A 6,130-nucleotide genomic window follows, 5' to 3' on the forward strand; every position below is an offset into this window, starting at 1 on the left:
GCGCGCCGTGAGGCGGCTCAGCCGTGCACCACGCGCCCGGCCACGAGGGTGTGGCGCACGCGGCCCTGCATGGCGTAGCCGCCGAAGGGCGTGTACTTGCCCTGGCTGCGCAGCGCCTCGGGCGTGACCTGCCATTCGAGGGACGGATCGAAGATGCACAGGTCGGCCGGACCGCCGACGGCGATGCGGCCGATGCCGGCGCAGGCTTCGGTCGCGGGCAGCAGCCGCGCGGGCGCGCTCGTGATCGCCTCGAGCGCGCGCGCGAGGCCCGCGCCGCTGCGCTCGCCCCATTGCAGCGCCAGCGGCAGCAGCAGCTCGAGGCCGGTGGCGCCGGGCTCGCTCTCGGCGAACGGCAGGTTCTTGGCATCGGCCTCGACCGGCGTGTGGTCGGACACCAGCGCATCGATGGTGCCGTCGGCCAGCGCGGCCGAGAGCGCGTCGCGGTCGCCCTGCTGGCGCAGCGGCGGGCTCAGGCGCGCGCGGCTGTCGAAGTAGCCGATGTCGGTGTCGGCCAGGTGCAGCGAATTGATGCTGACGTCGCAGCTCAGCGGCAGGCCCTCGGCCTTGGCGGCGCGCACCAGCGCGAGCCCGGCGGCGCTCGAGAGGCGGCACAGGTGCACGCGCGCCTTCGTGCTGCGCATCAGCTCGACGATGGTGAAGATGGCGATGGTCTCGGCCGCCACCGGCACGCCCGAGAGGCCGAGCCGGGTGGCGAGCGCGCCGCTGGCGGCCACGCCCTTGCCGAGGTCGCGGTCCTGCGGGCGCAGCCACACGGTGTAGCCGAAGGTGCTCGCATAGAGCATCGCGCGCTGCAGCACCTGGGTGTCGGCCAGCGGCACGTCGGCCTGGCTGAAGCCCACGCAGCCGCGCTCGGTGAGCTCGGCCATCTCGGTCAGCACGCCGCCGGCCAGGCCGCGCGTGAGCGCGCCGAGCGGGAACAGGCGCGCGCCCGGCAGCTTGCCGGCGCGGAAGGTCAGCATCTCGACCAGGCCGGGCTCGTCGAGCACGGGGTCGGTGTCGGGCGGGCACACCAGGCTGGTGACGCCGCCGGCCACGGCCGCGGCCATCTCGCTGCCGAGCATGCCTTCGTGCTCGTAGCCGGGCTCGCGCAGCCGCGCGGCGAGGTCGACCAGGCCGGGCGCGACGATGCAGCCCGCGGCGTCGATGGTGCGCTCGGCGGTGTAGCCCGCGGGAATGGCGCCGATGCCGACGATGCGGCCGTCGGCGATGGCGATGTCGGCCTGCTTGTCGGTGCCCGAGACGGGGTCGACCACGCGGCCGTTGGAGATCAGTATGTTCATGCTTCGTTACCTGCGACGATGCTCATCACGGCCATCCGCACGGCGATGCCGAAGGTGACCTGCGGGAGGATGACGCTCTGGCGGCCGTCGACCACGGCCGAGTCGATCTCGACGCCGCGGTTGATCGGGCCCGGGTGCATCACGATGGCGTCAGGCTTCGCGAGTTGCAGCTTCTCGGGCGTGAGGCCGTAGGTCTTGAAGAACTCCTGCGACGAGGGCAGCAGCGCGCCGCTCATGCGCTCGTTCTGCAGCCGCAGCATGATGACCACGTCGCAGTCCTTGATGCCTTCCTCGAGTGTGTGGCACACGCGCACGCCCATGCCGGCCATGTCGCCGGGCACCAGGGTCTTGGGGCCGACCACGCGCACCTCGGCGCAGCCCAGCGTGGTGAGCGCGTGGATGTCGGAGCGCGCCACGCGCGAATGCAGCACGTCGCCGACGATCGCCACCGTGAGGTTGGCGAAGTCCTTCTTGTAGTGGCGGATGGTGTACATGTCGAGCAGCCCCTGCGTCGGGTGCGCGTGGCGGCCGTCGCCGGCATTCACCACGTGCACGTGCGGCGCGACGTGCTGCGCGATCAGGTAGGGCGCGCCCGACTCGCTGTGGCGCACCACGAACAGGTCGGCCGCCATCGCGCTGAGGTTGGCGATGGTGTCGAGCAGCGACTCGCCCTTGCTCGCCGAGGAGCGCGCGATGTCGAGGTTGATGACGTCGGCCGACAGCCGCTTGGCCGCGATCTCGAAGGTGGTGCGGGTGCGCGTGCTGTTCTCGAAGAACAGGTTGAACACGCTCTTGCCGCGCAGGAGCGGCACCTTCTTCACCTCGCGGTCGCTCACGCTCGTGAAGTTGGCGGCGGTGTCGAGGATGTGGGTGAGGATGTCCCTGGGCAGGCCCTCGATCGACAGCAGGTGGATGAGCTCGCCGTTCTTGTTGAGCTGGGGATTGCGCTTGTAGAGCATGGCTTACTTGCTTTCCTCGACCTGGAGGCTGAAGGCGCCGTCGTCGGCACGCGCCAGCGCCAGCGACTGCGAATGGGGCAGCGCGAGCGTGGTGGCGGCGAAGTCGGCCGCCACCGGCAGCTCGCGCCCGCCGCGGTCGACCAGCACGGCCAGGCGCACGCAGCCCGGGCGGCCGAAGTCGAACAGCTCGTTGAGCACGGCGCGGATGGTGCGGCCGGTGTAGAGCACGTCGTCGAGCAGCAGCACGTCGGCGCCGTTGACGTCGAAGGGCAGCGCGGTCTGCGCGCTGGCCGAGAGGCCGCGGCGCGCGAAGTCGTCGCGGTGCATGGCCGAGGAGATCACGCCGGGCGCGCCGGCCAGGCCCAGGTCCTTCTGCAGCCGCTCGACCAGCCAGGCGCCGCCCGAGGTGACGCCCACCAGCCGGGTGTCGGGGCGCAGCAGCGCGCGGACGCCGGCCAGCAGTTGCGTGTAGAGCGCCTCGGCGTCGGGAATGGCGGGGGTGGAACTCACGGAAGACTCCTCAAGAATTGCTCCAGGATGATGCAGGCCGAGGCGGCATCGGCATCGCGCGCGCCCTGGGAGAGCGCCTCGGTGGTGCTGTAGCGCTCGTCGACCTCGAACACCTGCAGGTTGAAACGGCCGCGCAGCTGGCGCGCGAACTTCTGCGCGCGCCGGGTGTTCTCGTGCGCGGCGCCGTCGGGATGGAAGGGCACGCCCACCACCAGCGCGTCGGGCTGCCACTCGCGGATGCGCGCCTCGACCTGGGCGAAGCGGGCATCGGCGCCCTCGGCCTTGATGGTGGCCTGCGGCGTGGCGCCGCGCAGCAGCCGGTTGCCGCTCGCCACGCCGGTGCGCTTCTGGCCGAAATCGAAGGCCAGGAAGCTCTGGAAATGGGCGGGAACGGGAGGGGGAGCGGGGCTGGAAGCTGGCGCGTCGGGCATGGCCGTGGCGTTCACGCATGCCCCGCGTCGGGCGAGAGCTTCCAGGCCTCCAGGCCCAGCAGCAGCAGCGCCTTGTCGTAGCGCTGGTCGATCGGGGTGTCGAAGATCACGGCCGGGTCGGCGCCGACCGTGAGCCAGCTGTTCTCGGCCAGTTCGGACTCGAGCTGGCCCTCGCCCCAGGCCGCGTAGCCCAGCGAGACCAGCACCTTGCGCGGGCCGGCGCCGGTGGCCAGGGCCTCGAGCACGTCCTTCGAGGTGGTCATCTCGAGGCCGCCGGGGATGGTCATGGTCGAGGCGTAGACCGATTCCTCGGGTTTCTCGGACTCGGTGAAGACCGGTTCGTGCAGCACGAAGCCGCGCTCGGTCTGCATCGGGCCGCCCTGGAACACCGGGGCCTCGCCGATCTCGGGGCGCGCGAGGTGCAGCTCGATCTTCTCGAACAGCACCTTGAGGTTGATGTCGCTGGGTTTGTTGATGACCAGGCCCAGGGCGCCGCGCTCGCTGTGCTCGCACAGGTAGACGACGCTGCGGTTGAAGGTCTTGTCTTCCAGGCCCGGCATCGCTATCAAAAAGTGATGCGTCAGGTTCATCGGGGCAGAATCGGAAGCCATATGCCTCCGATTTTACTGGCCGTCGACAAGACCTACCCCAAAGGGCTCATGTGGTTCCGCCGCGACCTGCGCGTGGACGACAACGCGGCCCTCTACCACGCCCTGCGAAGCTGCCGCCAGGTGGTCTGCGTGTTCGTGTTCGACAGCACGATCCTCGACCCCCTGCCGCGGGTCGACCGGCGGGTGGAGTTCATCCGCGAATCGCTGCTGGAGCTCGACGAGGAACTGCGCGCGCTCGGCGGCGGGCTGATCGTGCGGCATGCGGCGGCGGCCGAGGAGATTCCGGCGCTGGCGCGCGCGCTCGAGGTGCAGGCGGTGTTCGCCAACCGCGACGACGAGCCCGAGGCGCTGGCGCGCGACGCCGGCGTGTTCGGCGCGCTGGCCAACGCGGGCGTGAGCTTCCACACCCACAAGGACTCGACGATCTTCGAGCGCGACGAGCTGATGACCAAGACCGGCCAGCCCTACACGGTCTTCACGCCCTACAAGCGGGCCTGGCTGGCCAAGGTCGACGACTTCTTCCTCAAGTCCTACCCGAGCCGCGGCCATGCCGACGCCCTGGCGCCGCCGCCCGAGGGCTGGCGCGCGCCCGTGCCCTCGCTCGAGGCGCTGGGCTTCGCCAAGAGCAACCTCGGCACGCTCGAAATACCGACCGGCACGCGCGGCGCGGCGATCCTGTTCGAGGACTTCTTCGAGCGCATCGACCGCTACGAGGCGGCGCGCAACTATCCGGCGGTGCGCGGGCCCAGCTACCTGGGCGTGCACCTGCGCTTCGGCACGGTGTCGATCCGGCAGGTGGCGGGCGTGGCGCGCCAGCTCTCGCTGCAAGGCGACGCGGGCGCCGCGACCTGGCTCAGCGAGCTGGTCTGGCGCGACTTCTACTTCCAGATCCTGGCCCACTTCCCGCACGTGCACGAGAAGGGCGAGTCGAAGAGCTTCCGCCCCGAGTACGACCGGATCCAGTGGCACCACGGCAAGCATGCCGACCAGCTGTTCGAGGCCTGGTGCCAGGGCCGCACCGGCTATCCGCTGGTCGACGCGGCCATGCTGCAGATCAACCAGAGCGGCTACATGCACAACCGGCTGCGCATGGTGGTGGCGAGCTTCCTGTGCAAGGACCTGGGACTCGACTGGCGCCGCGGCGAGGCCTACTTCGCGCTGCACCTCAACGACTTCGAGCTGGCCTCGAACAACGGCGGCTGGCAATGGGCCAGCTCGAGCGGCTGCGACGCGCAGCCCTACTTCCGCATCTTCAACCCGGTGACGCAGAGCGAGCGCTTCGACCCCGACGGCAAGTTCATCCGGCGCTACCTGCCGCAGCTCGCGGGGCTGTCGAACGGCGCGATCCATGCGCCGTGGACCGCGACGCCGGTGGAGCTGGAAGCCGCGGGCGTAAAGCTCGGAGACAACTACCCGGTGCCGGTGGTCGACCATGCCGAGGCGCGCGAGCGCACGCTGCAGCGCTACGCGGTGGCGCGCAGCAAGGCGCTGGCGAAGAAGTAGCGCCGGCAGCCCCAAGGGGAAAGCCCGGAGGCTCCTCGCCGTCCGGGCTTTTTTCGTGGGGCGCGCGCCTCAGGCGGCCGCGAGCGTCGCCGTGTCGCTGGTGTAGGCCCGCACCAGCCGCAGCAGCTCTTCTTCGGAGTAGGGCTTGCCGAGGTAGTGGTTCACGCCGAGGTCGCGCGCATAGTCGCGGTGCTTCTCGGCGATGCGCGAGGTGATCATGATGATCGGCAGCTCGGCCAGCGCCGCGTCGCCGCGGATGTTGCGCGCGAGGTCGAAGCCGTCCATGCGCGGCATCTCGATGTCGGACAGCACGACCGCCGGGCGCTCCTGCTGCAGCCGCTCGAGCGCCTGCAGGCCGTCGGCCGCGAGCGAGACCCGGTAGCCTTCGCGCTGCAGCAGGCGCTGCGTGACGCGGCGCACGGTGATGGAGTCGTCGACCACCAGCACCAGCGGGATCTGCGGCACCACCGGCGCCAGCGCGGCGGCCGGGTCCTGGCCGTGCGGGCCGCGCGCTTCGGCGACCGGGGCCGCGACTGCCGGCTGCGCCAGCGCGGCGGCCTGGCGCGCGCGCGCCTGTTCGCCATGCACCGCGGCCAGGGCGACCGGGTTGTAGATCAGCGCCACCGCGCCCGAGGCCAGCACCGAGATGCCCGCCAGGCCCGGCAGACGCGCGAGCTGCGGCCCGAGGTTCTTGACCACCACTTCCTGGTTGCCCAGCACTTCGTCGACGTGCAGCGCCACGCGCTGCGCCGCGCTGCGCACGATCACGAGGGTGTTGGTGCGGCCCGCGATGTGCTCGCTGCGCGGCGAGGCCT

Annotated in this window: 7 protein-coding genes; 1 reads left to right on the plus strand and 6 read right to left on the minus strand. The window is 71.1% G+C overall.

The genetic code is table 11. From position 1 onward, the window contains the following. Positions 1 to 17: 17 nt before the first annotated feature. Genes AC1HIL_RS31970 through AC1HIL_RS31990 form a run of 5 tightly spaced genes read right to left on the minus strand, consistent with a single transcriptional unit; the run spans position 18 to position 3,812 of the window. On the minus strand, positions 18 to 1,301 hold the full coding sequence (locus AC1HIL_RS31970; protein ID WP_479670861.1) for a dihydroorotase: 1,284 nt from the start codon (positions 1,299 to 1,301) through the stop codon (positions 18 to 20). Beyond that, entirely contained in the window at positions 1,298 to 2,260 is a 963-nt protein-coding gene (locus AC1HIL_RS31975; protein WP_057590825.1) for an aspartate carbamoyltransferase catalytic subunit, read from the minus strand. The genes AC1HIL_RS31970 and AC1HIL_RS31975 overlap by 4 nt, the downstream gene beginning before the upstream one ends. 3 nt (positions 2,261 to 2,263) lie before the next feature. Beyond that, positions 2,264 to 2,770 (minus strand): bifunctional pyr operon transcriptional regulator/uracil phosphoribosyltransferase PyrR, encoded by a 507-nt coding sequence (pyrR, locus tag AC1HIL_RS31980; RefSeq protein WP_057590824.1) that lies wholly within the window; start codon positions 2,768 to 2,770, stop codon positions 2,264 to 2,266. Beyond that, positions 2,767 to 3,201: a Holliday junction resolvase RuvX gene (gene ruvX / locus AC1HIL_RS31985; protein WP_479672456.1), complete on the minus strand. Its 435-nt coding sequence runs from the start codon at positions 3,199 to 3,201 to the stop codon at positions 2,767 to 2,769. Before ruvX ends, pyrR begins: the two co-directional genes overlap by 4 nt. An 11-nt stretch (positions 3,202 to 3,212) precedes the next feature. Further along, positions 3,213 to 3,812 (minus strand): YqgE/AlgH family protein, encoded by a 600-nt coding sequence (locus AC1HIL_RS31990; protein WP_057590823.1) that lies wholly within the window; start codon positions 3,810 to 3,812, stop codon positions 3,213 to 3,215. Between AC1HIL_RS31990 and AC1HIL_RS31995 the strand changes: the two genes are divergently transcribed. After that, positions 3,813 to 5,315, plus strand: a complete 1,503-nt coding sequence (locus tag AC1HIL_RS31995; RefSeq protein WP_479670862.1) for a cryptochrome/photolyase family protein — start codon at positions 3,813 to 3,815, stop codon at positions 5,313 to 5,315. Positions 5,316 to 5,384: 69 nt separating this feature from the next. Here the strand turns inward: AC1HIL_RS31995 and AC1HIL_RS32000 are convergent. Continuing rightward, positions 5,385 to 6,130 (minus strand): response regulator (locus AC1HIL_RS32000; RefSeq protein WP_479672790.1); only part of this gene is annotated, 746 nt, incomplete at its 5' end.

The sequence above is a fragment of the Variovorax sp. ISS6 genome (assembly GCF_056523145.1).